14 protein-coding genes and 1 pseudogene are annotated in these 15,107 nt (G+C 51.9%); 6 read left to right on the forward strand and 9 right to left on the reverse strand.

The window, feature by feature from the left end:
* Window positions 1-42: 42 nt before the first annotated feature.
* The 3 genes from KNP84_RS11290 to KNP84_RS11300 form a co-directional block, all read right to left on the reverse strand.
* Window positions 43-1,548: a PH domain-containing protein gene (locus KNP84_RS11290; RefSeq protein WP_215114824.1), complete on the reverse strand. Its 1,506-nt coding sequence runs from the start codon at window positions 1,546-1,548 to the stop codon at window positions 43-45.
* Window positions 1,545-2,054, reverse strand: a complete 510-nt coding sequence (locus KNP84_RS11295) for a PH domain-containing protein (protein WP_214797479.1) — start codon at window positions 2,052-2,054, stop codon at window positions 1,545-1,547. The genes KNP84_RS11290 and KNP84_RS11295 overlap by 4 nt, the downstream gene beginning before the upstream one ends.
* Window positions 2,055-2,127: 73 nt before the next feature.
* Window positions 2,128-2,799 carry a WGR domain-containing protein gene (locus KNP84_RS11300; protein WP_131472719.1) on the reverse strand — a complete coding sequence of 224 codons (672 nt, stop codon included), beginning with the start codon at window positions 2,797-2,799 and terminating at the stop codon, window positions 2,128-2,130.
* 188 nt (window positions 2,800-2,987) lie between these two features.
* Here KNP84_RS11300 and KNP84_RS11305 point away from each other — a divergent pair, with 188 nt between their 5' ends.
* Genes KNP84_RS11305 through KNP84_RS11315 form a run of 3 tightly spaced genes read left to right on the forward strand, consistent with a single transcriptional unit; the run spans window position 2,988 to window position 5,667 of the window.
* Window positions 2,988-3,689: a hypothetical protein gene (locus tag KNP84_RS11305; RefSeq protein ID WP_131472721.1), complete on the forward strand. Its 702-nt coding sequence runs from the start codon at window positions 2,988-2,990 to the stop codon at window positions 3,687-3,689.
* A complete protein-coding gene (locus KNP84_RS11310; RefSeq protein ID WP_214802611.1) occupies window positions 3,689-4,615 on the forward strand; it encodes an AAA family ATPase in 927 nt (308 codons plus the stop codon). The genes KNP84_RS11305 and KNP84_RS11310 overlap by 1 nt, the downstream gene beginning before the upstream one ends.
* Before the next feature lie 5 nt (window positions 4,616-4,620).
* Window positions 4,621-5,667 carry a DUF58 domain-containing protein gene (locus tag KNP84_RS11315; RefSeq protein WP_214802614.1) on the forward strand — a complete coding sequence of 349 codons (1,047 nt, stop codon included), beginning with the start codon at window positions 4,621-4,623 and terminating at the stop codon, window positions 5,665-5,667.
* Between the two features lie 43 nt (window positions 5,668-5,710).
* Here the strand turns inward: KNP84_RS11315 and KNP84_RS11320 are convergent, their stop codons facing one another.
* A complete protein-coding gene (locus KNP84_RS11320; RefSeq protein WP_214802617.1) occupies window positions 5,711-6,802 on the reverse strand; it encodes an FUSC family protein in 1,092 nt (363 codons plus the stop codon).
* Between the two features lie 172 nt (window positions 6,803-6,974).
* Here KNP84_RS11320 and KNP84_RS11325 point away from each other — a divergent pair, with 172 nt between their 5' ends.
* From KNP84_RS11325 to KNP84_RS11335, 3 genes and pseudogenes are all read left to right on the forward strand, one after another.
* A complete protein-coding gene (locus KNP84_RS11325) occupies window positions 6,975-7,595 on the forward strand; it encodes an NAD(P)-dependent oxidoreductase (protein ID WP_082665700.1) in 621 nt (206 codons plus the stop codon).
* Window positions 7,596-7,612: 17 nt separating this feature from the next.
* Complete coding sequence (locus KNP84_RS11330; protein ID WP_214802620.1) at window positions 7,613-10,993, forward strand: dynamin family protein; 3,381 nt, start codon at window positions 7,613-7,615, stop codon at window positions 10,991-10,993.
* A gap of 273 nt (window positions 10,994-11,266) precedes the next feature.
* Window positions 11,267-11,563 (forward strand): annotated as a pseudogene (locus KNP84_RS11335) (P-loop NTPase family protein); the annotation flags it as partial.
* Here KNP84_RS11335 and KNP84_RS11340 read toward each other — a convergent pair.
* The 5 genes from KNP84_RS11340 to KNP84_RS11360 form a co-directional block, all read right to left on the reverse strand.
* Window positions 11,557-11,922, reverse strand: a complete 366-nt coding sequence (locus KNP84_RS11340) for a hypothetical protein (RefSeq protein WP_214756625.1) — start codon at window positions 11,920-11,922, stop codon at window positions 11,557-11,559. The pseudogene KNP84_RS11335 and the gene KNP84_RS11340 sit on opposite strands and share 7 nt — an antisense overlap.
* Window positions 11,923-11,983: 61 nt before the next feature.
* Window positions 11,984-12,964: a Gfo/Idh/MocA family protein gene (locus tag KNP84_RS11345; protein ID WP_214756626.1), complete on the reverse strand. Its 981-nt coding sequence runs from the start codon at window positions 12,962-12,964 to the stop codon at window positions 11,984-11,986.
* Between the two features lie 19 nt (window positions 12,965-12,983).
* The gene (locus KNP84_RS11350; protein ID WP_214756628.1) at window positions 12,984-13,460 is read right to left on the reverse strand and encodes a GNAT family N-acetyltransferase; all 477 of its coding nucleotides are present in this window, start codon (window positions 13,458-13,460) and stop codon (window positions 12,984-12,986) included.
* Window positions 13,461-13,467: 7 nt separating this feature from the next.
* Window positions 13,468-13,950: an SRPBCC family protein gene (locus KNP84_RS11355; protein WP_214756630.1), complete on the reverse strand. Its 483-nt coding sequence runs from the start codon at window positions 13,948-13,950 to the stop codon at window positions 13,468-13,470.
* Window positions 13,951-13,962: 12 nt separating this feature from the next.
* Window positions 13,963-14,757, reverse strand: coding sequence for a hypothetical protein (locus KNP84_RS11360; RefSeq protein WP_214756632.1), 795 nt, complete (start codon window positions 14,755-14,757; stop codon window positions 13,963-13,965).
* Window positions 14,758-15,107 lie beyond the last annotated feature (350 nt).

Below are 15,107 nucleotides of genomic sequence, written 5' to 3' on the forward strand. Positions count from 1 at the left end.
GCCCAATCGCACTACGCGACTGGGCTCGTCGATAATCGGGCGTTAGCCCGGTGTTTTCATATCTTCCTCTACCGTATAGCGGGAGAACCAGTTCATCATGGCGTCCGCCTCTTGCTTCGGGATGTCCTCGATCATCTCATTCGATAGCAAGCCACCCCGTGTCGAGAACAGGACGTTACATACATCGAAACGGCGTTGGAGTGGCGTCTGTGTCACTTGGACCTGTTCGATCCGCGGCTTGTCCGTCAAGAATGAACTGACGTTGAAGGCCCCTGTCCGCAGCTCGATGAACTGACCGTTGCGAGCGTAGCGCGTCGTCATATAGCTCAATAGGCGACCGCCGATAATGATGGCCCACAGTAGGACGAGCCACCAGGCGTAATCGCGGAAGAAATACAAAACGACACCCGAGACGATGAGTCCGACCCAGCTGATGCGTAGCAGTTTGACCCAGAGCGAACGTTTTGGCAAGCGATGAAGCGTGTCAGACCAGACGAACTGGTCGAAGTGCTCGTTCAACACGGTCATCGCCCGCTCCCGTTTCACGAACGGGAGGATGGTTGACGATTCGTCTTTCAACTCGTCCATCGTCCCGGCCGCGACGAGTTCGACACCGACGATGTTGAACCAGCGCCGAATGAACGTCTCTTTGACCCGGACCGCTTGAATCTTCTCGTATGGGATCTCTTTAGCGGAACGGTTGAGCAGTCCTTTCTCAACGCGGATGCGGTCCCCGCGACGTTCGAGCCGGAAGTTCCCGTATTTCAAGAAGTTGATGACCATGCCGATGACGACCGACAATATCAGGACCGTCAGGACGAGCAGGCCAATCGCGATAATCGACGCGTGGACGACCCAATCGCCGATCGTATCGAACGTCCCGTCGAGATTGATGAAGTCATCGATGGACGAGATGATCGTCGAGGCGACCGGGAAGATCGCGAACACCGACAATGATGTCAGCGAGGCGATGATGATCTCTCGGGTCGAGAGGGCGTACAGCAAACGGCTCGCCGGTTTTTCAATCACCACCGGTGTAGCTGTCGTGTCCGTCTCTCCTTCTACTGGTATATCGGACTCGGTCTTGCGGTGACGGACCTGGTCCAGGATGTCCTCGAGCCGCTTCGCCTCGTTCGGGAAGACGCCGGCCAGTTTGAACGAGGCGTCGTCGCTGTTCGCGTTTGTATCGAACGTCAATTCGACGACCCCGAGCAACCTGTACAAGAACGGGCTGTTCGAGTGGACGCTCTGAATCTTATAGAGCGGAAGCGACTTCTCTTTCTTGATCCAATTACCGTCGATGATGTATACCGTCTTCTCATCGAGCGCATACCGGAAGTTGAGCCAGCCAAAGAACTTCTGCAGGACATCGAGCCCGAGAAAGAGCAGAATCCCGACCCGCAAGATGATGCCGAACGTCGACTCCCAGTCATTGTTCAAGACGAACAAGATAATGAGTGGGATGGCGAACGACTTGATGACCTCTAATACCCGTAACAGTAAAACGCGGCTCGGCAGCCGATGCCACGTGAGGGCGGCTTCCGTCATACGACATCCTCCTCCTCGATGCGGGCGTAGATCGCAATCTGTTCACGAAGCGTCTTCGCGAACGACTCCTCGATTGCATAAATGTCGTGAGACCCGGCCGCCGTTCCAATCGTGATCGTCTGCAAGCCGTACTTTCGTAGCAGCGGGCCTTGCTGGGCGTGGACGTATTGTACTTTCGTCATCGGGATCAACACGTCGTTTGTCGTGATGACGCCATGATGCAAGCGAATCTCGAGTGGTTTCACATCATACGTGAACCGCTCTTGCTTCCATTTTTGGAAGACGACAATATCAATCACACTATAGATGAGGTCGATGGCGAGTAAGGCGTACATCGTATATTGCAGCCATGTCGGCCAGTCAAAATAAAGCGCGGCGGCGACGAGGCCACCTGTGATGACGAGCCCAATGAGATAAAAGATCGCGCTCGACAGTCGGAAGACGGTGCGTGCCTCGATTGGCAATGTGCCGCTGAATGATGTCGGTGTTGTTTCTATGTCTGACATTGGTGTTTCCCCCTATTCGTTCGGACGTTTGTCCTTCTCTCTCTTTAGTATACGCCGTTTTTCTGAAAAAGTTTCATTTCGACACGGGGAAAGTGGTGAGCTGTTCGTTGATTAGCTGAAACCGATGCGTATCCTCAGGCTCGACTTCCTCGACGATTGTGGTTAACGCTTCATGGGCAGAACGTTTCAACGCATCTGTGATTCGTCCGGTCAGTTTGATTGAAGCGAACGCGCTCGCGAGGATGACGACGTCACACACGAAACGATCTCCGTTCAACATCCAGTCGTCCGGCGTCGAGATGTCTTCCTCGAGCCAGTCAGACAGGACGGCATACGCCCCTTCCAGAAAATCGAAGTCCTGCTCTTTTCGAAGCGCTTCTCCGAACATGTCGAGGACGTCGGCCCCTTCATCGCTCCCGAACGGCGCGAACTCGTCCGTACAGTCTAAATAAAAGTCTTCCTGGAAATGTTGCATAAACGCCGGGTGGGCCGTCAACGGATGCGGGCCGATCTCTGGGTCATCTAAGTAAAGATGGTTGTCCCAGTCGTACTCGACCTCAACGTACCCTTTCTTTAGTTTTTGACGGACGAGTTTGTCGGCTTCTTTCTTACACTCTTCTGCCGTATCAAAAGACTTTAGTTGGACTTTACCGACCGTACCGAGCTTTCCATACTGGACGACGAACTCGTCTGTGCCGACGCGGATGTTCCAAAATTTTGTAGTGTGCAGTAAATGGACCTTCATTTGCCACTCCCCAATAATATTTATTATGTTTTCATTATACGGTGAATTAGCCAATCTGGTGATTCGCTTTTAAATGTATTATTTTTCAATTGTTAACATTTTTTTATTATAAAGGAATATATAAGTATACATTGAATTCCTTTAAGAAGACTAAGTTATCATAGAGACTTATCGATGAAGGAGGGCTTATGCAGAAAAGAAAAATGTATTATTTCATCATATCGACCTTAATCATCGTCGCTTTATTTAAAATCGGGGGTACTTTCCTTTATACAATGATTGTAGATCGCCCGACCCAACAAGACATGTCGGGAAATCCAAGGTACATCGACGGTGAATTGGCAACCTTTAAAGATAAAACAGAGAATCTAGAGGATACTAATGATATACCGAAGTGGTATGATCTTTTGTCGAAAGAACGGTTTGAGAAAAAGACGTCTGGTGAAGACCAAGGGGATACTTCAGACGTCCTGAAATGGGCCGTTATAGCTTTCTTGCTCATTTTATTTCTCAAGAACTACAAGCGCGTACACGATTGGTGGGATAAACGGCGACGCAAAGCGACATCGTCCTCAGCTGACGAGAGACCATTATCATCTCGAGCCAACATGAACACGGTGACCAATACAACACCAACCTTTCTCTATGCCTCTGATACTGAGCTTGGGAAACTACTCGTGGAGTTGAATGACACCTTGAGCGACACTCAAAAACGAAAACCTCACGAGACCGTCTCAGAGTGGTTTGCACGCATTCGATTCGAACAATCTGTGAAACCTTATGCCGATGTGCGATATGGAGAACTGAACGTGATCGACGAGCGCTCACTTCATGATTTCAAAGTATCTGTCAGACAGTATATACAACACTACAAAGGAGAGAAATCTTGATGAACATTCGTACGATGATTGAGGAAATCAACCAAGTCTATTTGGGCAACCCGACAGTAGTAGAGTTGTGTGTGACGTCGCTGTTGGCAAACGGACATGTGCTCTTAGAAGATGTACCTGGCACCGGGAAAACGATGTTGGCCAAGACGTTAGCGACGAGTTTCCACGGCGACTTTTCAAGAATTCAGTTCACAGCCGACTTATTACCGTCAGATATTGTCGGTTCAGATTTTTTCAATCTAAAGACGCAAGAGTTTGAAAACAAGCAAGGCCCGATCTTCGCCAACATCGTGCTCATCGATGAAATCAACCGGGCCGTCCCACGTACCCAGTCCGCATTGCTCGAAGCGATGGAAGAACGACAGGTGACGGTCGGGGGCAAGACCTATCAACTTCCTACCCCATTCTTCGTCATCGCGACGCAAAACCCGATTGAATCATCTGGCACCTTCTCTTTGCCTGATGCGCAGCTTGACCGGTTCATGATGTGTCTACATACAGGGTATCCGACCGAAGAATTCGAACTTCAATTGTTGGAGGAATCCGTCACCGAGACTCGGAAGGCGGTACTGGCGAATGTCGATTTCGAGCAACTCCTACAATATCGAGCCGATGCCATGAAAATCCACATCTCGAAAGATGTGTTACGTTATATCGTCTCGATCGCGACCGCGTCACGTAGTCACCGGAATGTTCAGACGGGGATCAGTCCTCGTGCGACGATCGCGCTCTCGAAAGCCGCTCAAAGTTATGCCTATATCCAAAATCGTGACTATGTCACACCAGAGGACATCAAGTTCTTGGCCCCATACGTTTTCGCACATCGATTGACACTGACGCTCGAGGGCGAGATCAAGTCCTCGAAGGCCGTGGTCATGGAAGAACTCTTGGCGACCGTCCCGGTCCCGGTCGAGATGGGCATGTGACTCCGATGAACATCACGACCAATGTATTTTTCTTGCTTGAAAAACGAATCCAAATCGTCTTATTTTCAGTGATGGTCATCTTGTTGTTCGTGCCGTACCTCTCGATTTTTTCATTCGTTCTTGCTGTTTTTTTGGCAGCAAGTCTTTATATCGAGCGTTACACGAAACGACTGACTGCACAAATGGACGTCACGTGGAGACAGTTCGACTCGATTCTGTTCAAGGACGAAAGTTGTAAGTTCACCCTTGAACTGACGAACGTGCACCTCTTAAACGAAATGAGCACGAAAACGTATATACGTACGCCAAAGGATGGACCTTACGTTGTAAACTTAGAGGGGCATACGGAAACCATCATCGAATTGGACGAGCTGCCGTCTGATTTCGTCTTCGAACTTACAGGTAATCGAAGGGGGCCCATCGAAATAGCAGAAATCTCCATCACGATTAACTTGCCTCTATCGTTAGGTACGTTGACACTCTATTTGGCTCCCCCTTTACGTTGGACGGTCTATCCATCGATTTCAAGTACTCATGCGCAGCGTATCCGATCACACCTGAAGCTTGGTGAGCGCGTCTCTAAATATTCTCCAATTAAGGATCGGTTACTACAAATCTCCTCGAAGCCCTATGAGGATGAACCGTCTAGACAAATCGACTGGTATGCGACGGCGAAGAAATCCACTTTGCAAACGAAACTGTACCAGCCGGTCAATCAAGACATGTTCACGGTGTATCTCGACTTGTCGGCTTCGAATGGAATCGGCCTTCATCATCAGTTCGAAGAGTTGATAGAGGATACGGCATTGGTCAGTCGGGAATTGATTGAAAGCGGCGGGAAGGTCGAGCTGTTTGTGAACCGATTAGATCAAAAGGGACATGTCAATCACTTGAGCATCCAAGAAGGGGCGAAGCAGCTTAAAAACATCCTCGCTTTACTCTCTAGTCTATCGGAGCAAGATCACTATATGGGTTCAACCCGTTTCTCGCCTTACGTGACGAAAATAAAAAACAAGCAAGCTCAGCTCATAAAAATAGCATCACCTAACTGACTTTTTAAAAGCCCAGTTAGGTGATGCTATTTTTTTACCTTTTTTAGTCTTCAAAGAACCACTTCTTACGCGGTTCCACTTTCAGGTTGTCTCCGTGCTTCTTCATCTCGGTGATGAGGTAGCGTTCGAGCTCATTCATCGCCTTGACCCAATCTGTCATCGTCGCGACGAGCGGGACGACGGTCAGGATGAGGTCCTCCTCCTCCTCACGCATTCTCTCAATCATTAGCTTGGCGAAGTCGAAGTTCTCGTGAATCAAGTCCTCTTCCCGGTCGATGATGTGCTCGTTCTCTAATTCATAAGCCGAGAATAGACGCTCATGCCGTCTGAGCAAGTGCCGCATATGACGCATCAATTCGTCCTCGAGCTGAGGTGGTAGATGTTCGAGTGTCAGAAAATCGTCATGCAGCTTGTCGAGCACGTGGATAGCGGCACTGTTCGTATCAATCATCTTCGACTTCAAGACGGCCCGGCGATAAATCGGCGTCTTCTTCTCGAGCCAGCGGTTGGCTTTAATCTCTTCTTCAAAGAAGTCGTACGTCGTCTTTGAGGCTCGATGTTTCTTTTTCGTCTCATCGAGTGACTCAAATGACGAGCGTCCTCCCTCTGTTTCCGAGAACAGTCGCGCGATGCGGACGGCCATTTGGGAGACGGTCGCGATCTCGTCCTCAAGCTTCCGCTCATAGCGCGGCGGGAACAAGAGCGCATTGACGAGAAGCGCCACCGTGATCCCCATCATGATGAGCAAGTAACGCTCCCCGGCGAACATCCAGACGGGCATGTCCGATTGGCTGGCCCCTTCCATAATCAGAATCGTCGTCAAGATGACGGTCCGGGTCGTCGACTCGAGGTTCAAGAAGAGAAGGATCGAGATGGCGATGATGATGACGACTCCGATGGCGATCGGTGTCGGGTTCGGCGTCAACATTAATGAGAAGACGGCGAGCAAAGCCCCGATCAAGTTCCCTTTTAGTTCTTCTAATAGCCGGACACCCGTCTGATAAACGGACGGCAATAATGCGAGCGAGGCCGCGAGTGCCGGTACGACAATCTGTTGAAATTGAAATGCCTCGGCGATGAGCAATACCAAGGCGACGGATATCCCGGTCTTGATGGTTCTAGCTCCAAATCTCATGCGGTGTCGACAACGAAGTGTCTTCCTCCCTTATACACGTCTTAACTTTTTGTATCCCACTTACCCTGCCCTGAAACCTCACAACTTCAAGCCGTTGTCTCCTGTTTCGATAGCGCTTCCGTGGTATGATGGCGTTGGATATTTTCTTTAATCTTGATTGGGAGGGGTTTACTTGTCAACCATTGCTTTATTTGGAGGGAGCGGCCGCACGGGGATGCGGTTGCTTGAACGTTTGTTAAAAGACGGCCACGACGTCCGACTGTTGTCACGTCGCGAGGTCGAACCGAGGGATCGTCTCACGGTCATCATTGGTGACGCGACCGACGCGGATGCCATCGCAGAAACGGTGAAATCGGCCGACGTCGTCATGTCGGCGCTCGGTACGGATAAGCAGGACGTCTTGTCCCGCTTCACGCCGCTCATCATCTCAGCGATGCAAGCAGCCGGGATCACGCGCATCTTGACGGTCGGGACGGCCGGCATCTTGCAGGCACATGATTCTGACAACTATCGTTTCGAGACCCGCGAGTCGAAACGGTCGATGACGACCGCGGCCGAGGATCACGCCCGGGCATATGAACTGCTCGATGCATCGCCGCTCGATTATACAATCGTCTGCCCGACCCAATTGATTGAAGATGCGTCCGTCGGGAACATCGTCATCACAGCTGACGTGCTCGGGACGCAAAACTCGGGACCAATCTCGCGTGACGATGTGGCTGATCTCGTCATTCAAGCCTGGGAAAACAACACATATCGTAGACACCGCGTCGGCATCACGACGGAATCATAAGTAGGGGATGGGGATTTATGAACGAACAACGCATGCGCCTCGCGCAATTGACCGACGTATTTGACATGCAAACTGAGACCGAGTCAGCTCGTCTCGCCAAGACCGGGCTCCGAAAAGTGACACAAAATGAGATTTGGATCGCGGTCTGTGGCCATTTCTCGGCCGGGAAGTCGACGCTCCTCAACAATTGGCTCGGGAACGGTGTGTTACCGACGAGCCCGATTCCGACGAGTGCGAATATCGTGACGCTTCGACATGGGGAAATCGGGGCATCCGTCGCCGTCAACGATACAGATTGGATTCGACTCGCGCCGAATGAGCTCGACCGTTTGAGCGACTACTGCAAAATCGAAGAGATTAAAGAAGTCGAGTACGCCCTGCCCCGCTTCCCGTTCGGAAGCGACGTCGTCCTTATGGACACGCCTGGGATCGACTCGACCGATGAACGGCACCGTCAAGCGACAGAACGCTCGCTCTTTCTCGCCGACCATCTGTTCTTCATGATGGACTACAATCACGTCCAGTCCGAACAAAACATTAAACTGATGAAACAGTTTAGCGCCGAAGGACGTCCCTACTCGATCATCATCAACCAAATCGATAAGCACGATGAAGGAGAGCTTCCGTTCAGCACGTTCAAGCGTTCGCTCGAGACCGCCTTCACCCGCCATGCGATCAATCCGGACGATATGTTTTACATCTCGCTCCGTGAGCTCGATCACCCGGAAAATGAGGTCGAACGCCTCCGGACGTACGTCCAAACCGTCATCGACGCCGCGCGGGAACATGCGGAAGCACGCGCCGATTTGCTCGTTGACACGTTGCTCGCCCGGTCCACACGTGCGAACGACGCGCTCCTGAACGAGTTGCCGGTCATCGAGAAGCAGCCGACGGAGATTCAAGCCCGCCTGCAACGTCTCGACAAAAAATCGATATGGCTCACCGCGTTCCGCCGCGAGTTCTTCAAACACCAGACACCGATTGTCGCGAGCGCGCCGATCATGAACTACGAGTTCCGCGAACTGTTGCGGGACTATCTCGAGAGTTGTGCGCCGGAGTTCAAGGTCGGCCTGTTCTTCTCAAAAGAGAAGACGCGCCAGGAACGGCTGCGTCGTGAAGACATTGCCGTCAAGGAGTTCAACCGATTGATTGATACGAACCTTCGCCCCCACTTGATCAAGTACGCCGAAGACATCGTCCGCGATTTGAAACTGCCCGAGGCGATTCTGTCGCGTCCTGACACGTTACCGGCCGCACCGAGCACGCTCATCAGTGACCAAGTGAAGTCCGGCGCATCGCTCAGTGGTGACACGGTGCTTCAATTCAGCCGCGACATCGAGTCGGCGCTCGCCTCTTGGGTGACGAAAGTGTCCGAACCGTGGGTCACGTCCGTCGAAACGTATCTTGAGGTTGAAGGCCAAGACCGAATCCATTCCATCGAGACCGAGCAAGATGAGTTGTATGACATGCTCGACACGTTGGCGCTACAACGTCAGCTCTCCGAACAACGAGACGAGCTCACCCATTACACGACACGTGACCTCTCTGATTCACGTATGACGGACCTTGAGACCCGTCACTACGTCACGGCCGACCAATTGCCGCAGAAACAAGTCGAACATCAGCAACAAGAAGTTGCTTCGACCTCGCTTTTGGTGGATGATATTACTGCTTTGTCTCTTGATTTTTCGTATGAATATGCGGTATGTGAAATATTAAAGGACCATCCGTTATTCAAGTCACGCGTCAAATCGCTCCGTCATAAATTGGCCCGGGCCGAATCCGAGACGTACACGCTCGCCATCTTCGGTGCGTTCTCATCCGGCAAGTCGTCGACGTTGAACGCGTTGCTCGGTGAGACGGTGCTCCCGACGTCACCGAACCCACTGACGGCGTCGATCACGAAAATCGTGCCGCCGAACGGCCGTGCCAACAAAAGTGCGTTGATCACGTTCAAGACACGTGCCGAGCTCGAGGCGGAGCTGAACGATTACGGGGCGTCACTCGACGCGCTCCATCTCGACCACTCGTTCGTCAACGCCGTCAAGAACGCTCCCCTATCCTATCTCGGCAGCCAGGAGACGGTCGACTATGACACGTTCTGCTCGTTCGTCACGGAGGAAGAGAAGAGCTGTATCGTCAAAGAGATCGAGCTCGCCATCGACTCCCCTTGGGCCGAGCGCGGCATCATCTTCGTCGACACGCCGGGTGCCGACTCGCAGTTCAACCGTCATAGCGAGGTGCAGTTCGGCTATATGCGTGACGCCGATGCCGTTTTGTTCGTGACGTATTACAATCACGCCTTCACCGAGGCCGACCGAGAACTCGTCATCCAGCTCGGACGCGTCCAAGGGACAGGTGACCATCACATGTTCTTCCTCGTCAACGCGTCAGATTTGGCGGCGGATGAAGCGGAACGGTTCGCCGTCACCGATTATGTGTCGAACCAGTTGACGAAGCTCGGTGTCCGTCATCCGACGGTGCTGCCGATCTCGAGCCGAAACGCCATTCAGGGAACGGATGCCGGGTTCGACCGATTCTCGGCCAAACTTGAGCAATTCGTCGACCACGATTTGCGTCAGGCGAACGCGGTCCGCATCAAAGATGAGGCACATGCCCTCGTCGCCGCGTTCGAGGACGTCGTCAGCGAGGCCGAAGCGGATGCGAGCGTCAAGGCAGCCCGTCGTGGCAAACTCGAACAAGTGCGCACGTCTGACAATCGTCTCAACGTCACGACGCTCGAAGACCCGTTCAAGCGCGAGACGGACGAGCTACTCGCCCACCTCGAGACTCGCTCGCTCTTCCGGCTGTCGGACTTCGTCAAAGAGACGTTCCACCCGGTCGAGGTCGATGGGTCGAAAGCGAGCCTCGAGCGCGCCCTCACCCGGACGCTCGACAAGTATGCGTATGACATCCATCAAGAGTTGCAAGTGTTCCAATATCGACTCGAGCGCTTCTTGAAACGAGAGACGGAACGCTTGATCGAGCGCGAGACGCTCAAACTGCGTCCGCTCCTGCCAACGTTGTCGTTTGAGGACGACAGCGACATCGATTGGTTCCGTGACGCCGTCGACCCGGTCACGTTCGAGGCGGCTCCGTTCCGTCCCGTCTTGAAGCACTATAAGAACGCGAACCAGTTCTTCGAAGGCGACGGCCGGACGAAACTGCGCGACGACTTGAGTGCCCTGTTGAAGACGGCGGTGCGCGAGCAACTCGCGCGCGTCGGAAGTCATCAAGTCGAACGGACGGCGACGCAGCTTGCCGCGCTCGAGACGACGCTCAGCCAGAACTGGGACCGTGAAGTGAACGACCTCGTCGCCGGCGAATTGAGCATGCTCTCGGACGGTCAATCGTTCCAAGACATGACACAGCGCCTCGCTGCGCTCAGAAAGGACTGAACGCATGGGTTCCTTGTTGCTCGTCGGCTTGATTCCGGCCGTCATTATGACGGTCGCACTCGGCTTGTTTATCCGCCACCTGTATCTGAATAGAGAGTAGACTTTAAAGGATGGGGTCGAGACCGGCCCCATCCTTTTTTATGACAGCATGAACGGCTTTCACACCACTACTTGACGGTCCCAAAGCTTTTCGACGCTCACGAGTTCATCGTTGTCGAACGTCACTTTATATACGTCCGGCATGTCGATCTCTTCCCAGAACGAATAGCCGTTTTAGTCATCTTTTTATGGATTCCGCCCGACGTCCGACTGGCCCGATTGCAACAACGGGAGCTCGAGCGCTATGGAGCGGCGGCACTCGCTGGCGGCAGCCTATACGAGCAATCACAAGCGTTTTTGAGCTGGGCCGCCCTTTACGACCAAGCCGGGACAGAAGTCAGAAGCAAGACGTTGCATGAACAATGGCTGGCTGAACTGGCTTGTCCCATCCTAAGGATTGAGGGTGACTACTCGACCGAGGAACGTATCGCGATGGTGATGAATGCGTTAAAGCGGGATCAGCATCAATGATATTCCTTCCCGATTCTAATTTTAGTGAAATGAATTTCAGCGCTTGCCGGCGGGAACAACAGGTTACATACGAATACCTCGGTTCCGTCCAACATGTAACTCGAGACAGCGATATCGTGCATGAAGTAAGGTAGCTGTAGTCTCGTTAATTCTTTTATAGGTGCCACGCGGTCGTTCAAAGGAGCAGAGATGTCGACTTTGATACACCCTAAAAATTCAATCAGATGATGATAATCCTCATTTTCTTCCTCAATTTTAACTGAAACTTCATCTCCATAATACCGACAATCAAACCCGAGAACTCGAGCATCCCAATAATATATCTTTTCAAATTCATCTAGAATCTCTTGTGCATTCATTTTTTGTTCCGCACCTTCTCTTTAGAATAAGAGACCCGAGCACATGCTCGAGGCTCATTTGTTATACGTCGGCAGGATACCACACGTCGATGCGCTGCCGGATGTCGGTTATGACGTCCGCGAGTGTGAGCATATCGTCAATTGAATGGACCTCGGTCTCCCGCTCTCCTGCCTCAATCATTTTCACGAACGTCTGAATCTCATACGTCATATGGCTCGCCTGTTCTAAACCGAGTTCGACGGTCGTCCCGTCGCGGCCAACGAATGTCAACCGGTCGAGCGAACCGATATCGTCAATCACGATGCGTCCCGCTTCCCCGATGATTTCAGACGGGGCGTCCGTGCCATGGATCTTCGAGTGGAGCACGATGATGTCCATGCCGTCATACGACAAGATGGCCGAACCACTACCGTCGACGCCTGACTCGAGCTTGACCGCGTTCGCCTGCACGCCGCCCGGTCGTCCGAACAGTTTCAGGGCCGGGCCGAGGCAATAGACGCCGAGGTCCATCAGTGAACCGTTCGAGAAGGCAGGATTGAACGTGTTCGGGTTGTCCCCGCGCTTATACAAGTCGTAGCGTGACGAATATTGCGACTTGTTCAAGATGACACGCCGGACCGGTCCGACGCGATGGAGCTCTTGACGCAACACCTTGAAGTTCGGCATGAACAAGTTGCGAAGCGCCTCGAGCAAGACGACGTCATGTTCGCGCGCCGTCTCAAGCATCTGTCTCACTTCCTCAACGTTTGAGGCGAACGGCTTCTCACAGAGGACGTGCTTGCCGTGGCGCATAAACAGCAGGCTCTGCTCGGCGTGGAGCGAGTTTGGGCTCGCGATATAGACCGCATCAATCACCTCACTGGACGCCATCTCCTCGAGCGAGGTGAACGTGTTTGGAATATCAAATTCTTCAGCGAACGCCGTCGCGCGTTCGTCTGTCCGAGAATAGACGGCGGACACGGTCGCGCCTGCGACTTGATGGGTCGCTTCAATGAAAGAACGGGTGATAAAGTTCGTGCCGATGATACCGAATCGAATCATGGGAAGATTCCTCTTTTCTTTAGGTTGGGATGACTTTGCTAAGCATGATTTCGTCATGGAGCGGGATGCCGTACTCCCCGATGACGGGGATTGACGGCTTATGGATCCGGGCCGCATCGACTGCGCCCGGGATGATCCGTGTGAGGCGCCAGCCTCGGCGTTGGTAAAACGCGAGCGCCCGCAGATTGTCATTTGTCGTGATGAGCGACAGCCGCTCAAGCTGATAGTGCTTGGCCACTCGCTCCACGGCATCGAGGAGTGCCGAGCCGATGCCACGCTTCTCCTGCAAACTGTCGAGCGAGATGATTTCAAGCTCGTCTGCTCGAATGACATACGTGACGAGCCCGATGATCACGTCCCTTTCCGACCAGACGAACCCGTCAAGTGCGGCGCAATCATACGTCCCGGTCGAGATGACCATCTCAGATGAGCCCCAGGCATCGATAAAGAATGCGCGGACCGCGTCACGCTTCGAAGGGGTAATCGATTCAATCATCGTCGAATCACTCCGCCTCTCGGGCAGGTGACGGTTTTGGCGCACTCGCCTCGGCGTAGATACGGAACTGTTTGAACTGTTCATCATAAATCAGGCGAATCGCCCAGCGGAACGCTTTTACATATAGGGTATACAGCCATGAGGACGGTGCGAGTGTGATGCGAATCGTAACGTCCGTCCCGTCTGCTGTCTCGCTCAATGTGTATGTCGCCGTCGACACCCCTTGATTCGTCATCGCCTGTACCTCGCACTCATATGGACGATTGACGGATGTTAAAATTGATTCGACCCGAATCTCTTTCTTATCCATTTGTTGGACCGAGATGAACCGTTTTCCCGTCACGAGTGAGGCGTCACCGTCCTCGTAGATGTTCTCAATCAAATGGTCGTTCCATTTGATGATATGTTCGTCTTCTGCGAGACAAGCGAACGTGTGGTCAATCGGTGCGTCGATTGTCATCGTATATGTAGCCACTTCAAGTTGTTTCAAATCAAATCCCCCTTAAGAAATCCCTTTTGGATAACGGATGTACTGGCGTTGCCCCTCGATGATTGCCTTATTCTTATTGATCAAGTGGTCGTAATTCAACTTGAACATTTGGTCAAAATCAGTGGCCTCGAGCACGTCTAACGCCTCCATGTTCTTCTGCATCTTTTCTTTGCCGACCGCAATTCCTTTGATGAACTTCTTTTCTTGTCGAGACAGACTTGACCACTCTTGTGAATTTTCGAGAAACGCCGCGAACGCTTGAATATCTTCACCCTGACTCGTTAATATCTTCAACGTTTGATGTTGATAGATATCTGCTAGCACGGCGAATTCTTTCATCTTAGACAAATCTGTGTCCGTGATGTGCTTTCGGATTAATACGTCATCGTTATAATACGCCGTATAGTCTTGAAGCATCTGATTGAACGTTTGCTGAATCTCCCAAAAGTGAGCAAACGCGTCTCTCCCCTGTTGAACTTGCGGGCTTGCATCCACAACCGGTATGTCCAACGGTTTCGTGTAATAAGAGATTGGAATGTTTGAGCGCTCTGTCGCCATACGCGACAGGTTGCCGCTTAAATCGGCAAAATAAGACAGGTTCGGCTGCGCAATCAGCACTTCGTCCACGACCTCTTCCCCGATTGTAAAGTAGGCGCTTGCTACCGGTTGATTGTTTCGCGTAAAGCCTGCCATGTAATACGGCGTTCCATTTACCATCCAATAGACTGGATTGACAAAAGCCCCTTCGGTCCATTTCTTATGTTTCTTTGCCTTTTTCATGAGTAATGTCGTTGTATTGTGCCACATCGTTGAATCTCTCCTTTTTGTCTTGCTGATGATTTTTTCGTCATACGCTAGACAAATAAACGTCTATTCACTCGGCACGAGAACTGTCAGCTGTTAGGTAAACACTTCGATTGGTTGCTTCTTAGTTCCTCTATTCATTGTAGTGAGATTTTGTTCGACCTATTCGTCGTCCTTGTCAGTGGACGATTAGAGTGATGAACGTCTGTTTAATATCAGCCACTCGATTCGAGCAAGGGTTGACGTTTCTATATATACGGCCGGGACAGCAGAGTCACGATACATATTGGACTCGGTTGCAAGTCCGTTCATCCACGTTTGAATCGATACTTCGGGCAATGTCAGCGTGATTA

The organism is Exiguobacterium sp. s70, from assembly GCF_018618315.1.
GTDB classification, from domain to species: domain Bacteria; phylum Bacillota; class Bacilli; order Exiguobacteriales; family Exiguobacteriaceae; genus Exiguobacterium; species Exiguobacterium chiriqhucha.

Excerpts from the sequence above, each read along its gene's own strand:
- KNP84_RS11290 (WP_215114824.1), bottom strand. The coding sequence starts at position 1,548 with ATGACGGAAGCCGCCCTCACGTGGCATCGGCTGCCGAGCCGCGTTTTA.
- KNP84_RS11295 (WP_214797479.1), bottom strand. The coding sequence starts at position 2,054 with ATGTCAGACATAGAAACAACACCGACATCATTCAGCGGCACATTGCCA.
- KNP84_RS11340 (WP_214756625.1), bottom strand. The coding sequence starts at position 11,922 with ATGAATGCACAAGAGATTCTAGATGAATTTGAAAAGATATATTATTGG.
- KNP84_RS11330 (WP_214802620.1), top strand. The coding sequence starts at position 7,613 with ATGAACGAACAACGCATGCGCCTCGCGCAATTGACCGACGTATTTGAC.
- KNP84_RS11300 (WP_131472719.1), bottom strand. The coding sequence starts at position 2,799 with ATGAAGGTCCATTTACTGCACACTACAAAATTTTGGAACATCCGCGTC.
- KNP84_RS11345 (WP_214756626.1), bottom strand. The coding sequence starts at position 12,964 with ATGATTCGATTCGGTATCATCGGCACGAACTTTATCACCCGTTCTTTC.
- KNP84_RS11360 (WP_214756632.1), bottom strand. The coding sequence starts at position 14,757 with ATGTGGCACAATACAACGACATTACTCATGAAAAAGGCAAAGAAACAT.
- KNP84_RS11305 (WP_131472721.1), top strand. The coding sequence starts at position 2,988 with ATGCAGAAAAGAAAAATGTATTATTTCATCATATCGACCTTAATCATC.
- KNP84_RS11350 (WP_214756628.1), bottom strand. The coding sequence starts at position 13,460 with ATGATTGAATCGATTACCCCTTCGAAGCGTGACGCGGTCCGCGCATTC.
- KNP84_RS11310 (WP_214802611.1), top strand. The coding sequence starts at position 3,689 with ATGAACATTCGTACGATGATTGAGGAAATCAACCAAGTCTATTTGGGC.
- KNP84_RS11320 (WP_214802617.1), bottom strand. The coding sequence starts at position 6,802 with ATGAGATTTGGAGCTAGAACCATCAAGACCGGGATATCCGTCGCCTTG.
- KNP84_RS11315 (WP_214802614.1), top strand. The coding sequence starts at position 4,621 with ATGAACATCACGACCAATGTATTTTTCTTGCTTGAAAAACGAATCCAA.